The sequence below is a fragment of the Shigella sp. FC1661 genome (assembly GCF_001712525.1).
Lineage (GTDB): Bacteria > Pseudomonadota > Gammaproteobacteria > Enterobacterales > Enterobacteriaceae > Escherichia > Escherichia coli.
Genome location: NZ_MDGW01000324.1, coordinates 1 through 1483, shown reverse-complemented (window position 1 = coordinate 1483; position 1483 = coordinate 1). Strand labels below are relative to the sequence as shown.

Below are 1483 nucleotides of genomic sequence, written 5' to 3'. Positions count from 1 at the left end.
GTCACTGTCGTTCTCAAAATCGGTGGAGCTGCATGACAAGGTCATCGGGCATTATCTGAACATAAAACACTATCAGTAAGTTGGAGTCATTACCTAAATATTGCGAAAATCTATTGGGAATAAACTTTCACTTTCTTTATCATACAGCATATTACCTGTATTAAGATCGTAATGGATTATACTCAACTCATTCAATTTACATATCAACTGTAGATAAAGGCTCTCTATATTATCAGGGATATCAGCTGTATCAATGTCACTAAGGGGAGTCCTAGGCACGCGCAGCATTCGGAGGTACACATCTCCGCCATACTGTATAACAACGGATGCTTCATCGCCATAAAAAGCATTAAAAAGCTCAGATTCTTGCCAAGCCGTTTCCAGAATCTCATTGTACTGGTTGCCAATAAGATCATACTTTTTATACAAAGCAGATGAATCATTCACATCTTCAAAGATTTCTGCTGTCGACCCCTGACCTATTAACTTACCGAGAATGGGCTCCGTTACTATGCCAGCATGAGAATTATTATTCTCAAATGGAAAAGGTGTTTGAATAATGGTAGATGTTATTTTCATGTCATACCTTTGTTACGATATTTAAAAATCACAAGAGATTTTCACACAAAATAACGTTACACGCTACCTTGTGTGGTCCAGATGTTCCTTCCACACGACCGTTGCGGCCTTTATACGGCTGCCCTGCCAGGCTGCTGGCTGAATAACCAATCCGTTCGTCCGGTTCAATGGCGGCCATCAGGTTCTGCTCCGCAATGTACTACGAATGCGCTTCCTGTCCTGGATGGCCAGCATGGTCCAGAACATCTCCATCATTTATCAGCAATCTTCCTGCTCATTTCATCCCGCCATGCAGCAGCAGAGGATTCGACCATGTCATGGGGAAGCACATCACCGCATTCGAGTTGCTGACGGCCTGCCGCAACCTGGTCACGGAACCAAGAATTGTGCTGCCGTTCAACGGTCTGGCGCATAAAATCCCGGATTAACTGAGAGCCATTACGGTCCATGCTTTTTGCAGCGGCCATAAAAGCATCCTTCAGTTCTGCGTCGATTCTTACACTCATATTAACCTGTGCCATTTGCCACCTCGTCATTACCACGTATATACACAGTATATAACTGTTCAGATATCGTCACCAGGATATGCCGCGCCAGCGGCATGTAAGGCGGCACTCCGTTGTTGCATATGGCAGAGGAGTAAAACCGCCGAAGCCCGGCGTAAGCCGGTACGTATTGACAGGTTTCACCTGTCCTATCACTGGCGCTGACAGTTTTATGCGATGTGATTATGAATGGTGCAGTTGTGAGCCGTTTTCAGACAATCGCAGGGCCAGTACCTCGTCAGTCAGCTGACGGTAAATCAGCTGTTCAGTCTCACGCATCACCTGTGCACCGGCTTCCCTCTCCGCATCCGCATCACCGCTCAGACCTGATGCTTTCAGCCGGTCAGCCACCCTCTGAG

At 46.3% G+C, this 1483-nt stretch carries 2 protein-coding genes and 3 pseudogenes; 1 reads left to right on the top strand and 4 read right to left on the bottom strand.

All coding sequences use genetic code 11. From position 1 onward, the window contains the following. Positions 1-79, top strand: a 79-nt coding sequence (locus BFF42_RS16955; protein ID WP_001401901.1) for an IS1 family transposase, incomplete at its 5' end; no start/stop codon positions are given. A gap of 17 nt (positions 80-96) precedes the next feature. Here BFF42_RS16955 and ospG read toward each other — a convergent pair. The 4 genes and pseudogenes from ospG to BFF42_RS26995 form a co-directional block, all read right to left on the bottom strand. After that, positions 97-579, bottom strand: a pseudogene (gene ospG / locus BFF42_RS16950) (type III secretion system effector protein kinase OspG); the annotation flags it as partial. 82 nt (positions 580-661) lie between these two features. Then, positions 662-831, bottom strand: a pseudogene (gene yacB / locus BFF42_RS27305) (type II toxin-antitoxin system toxin YacB); the annotation flags it as partial. Then, the gene (gene yacA, locus BFF42_RS16940; protein WP_000079956.1) at positions 831-1100 is read right to left on the bottom strand and encodes a type II toxin-antitoxin system antitoxin YacA; all 270 of its coding nucleotides are present in this window, start codon (positions 1098-1100) and stop codon (positions 831-833) included. The gene yacA and the pseudogene yacB, both read right to left, overlap by 1 nt. A 207-nt stretch (positions 1101-1307) precedes the next feature. Continuing rightward, positions 1308-1483 (bottom strand): annotated as a pseudogene (locus BFF42_RS26995) (E3 ubiquitin--protein ligase); the annotation flags it as partial.

Bases quoted from the DNA above. Each gene is read 5' to 3' on its own strand.
- yacA (WP_000079956.1), bottom strand. From the start codon at position 1,100: ATGGCACAGGTTAATATGAGTGTAAGAATCGACGCAGAACTGAAGGAT.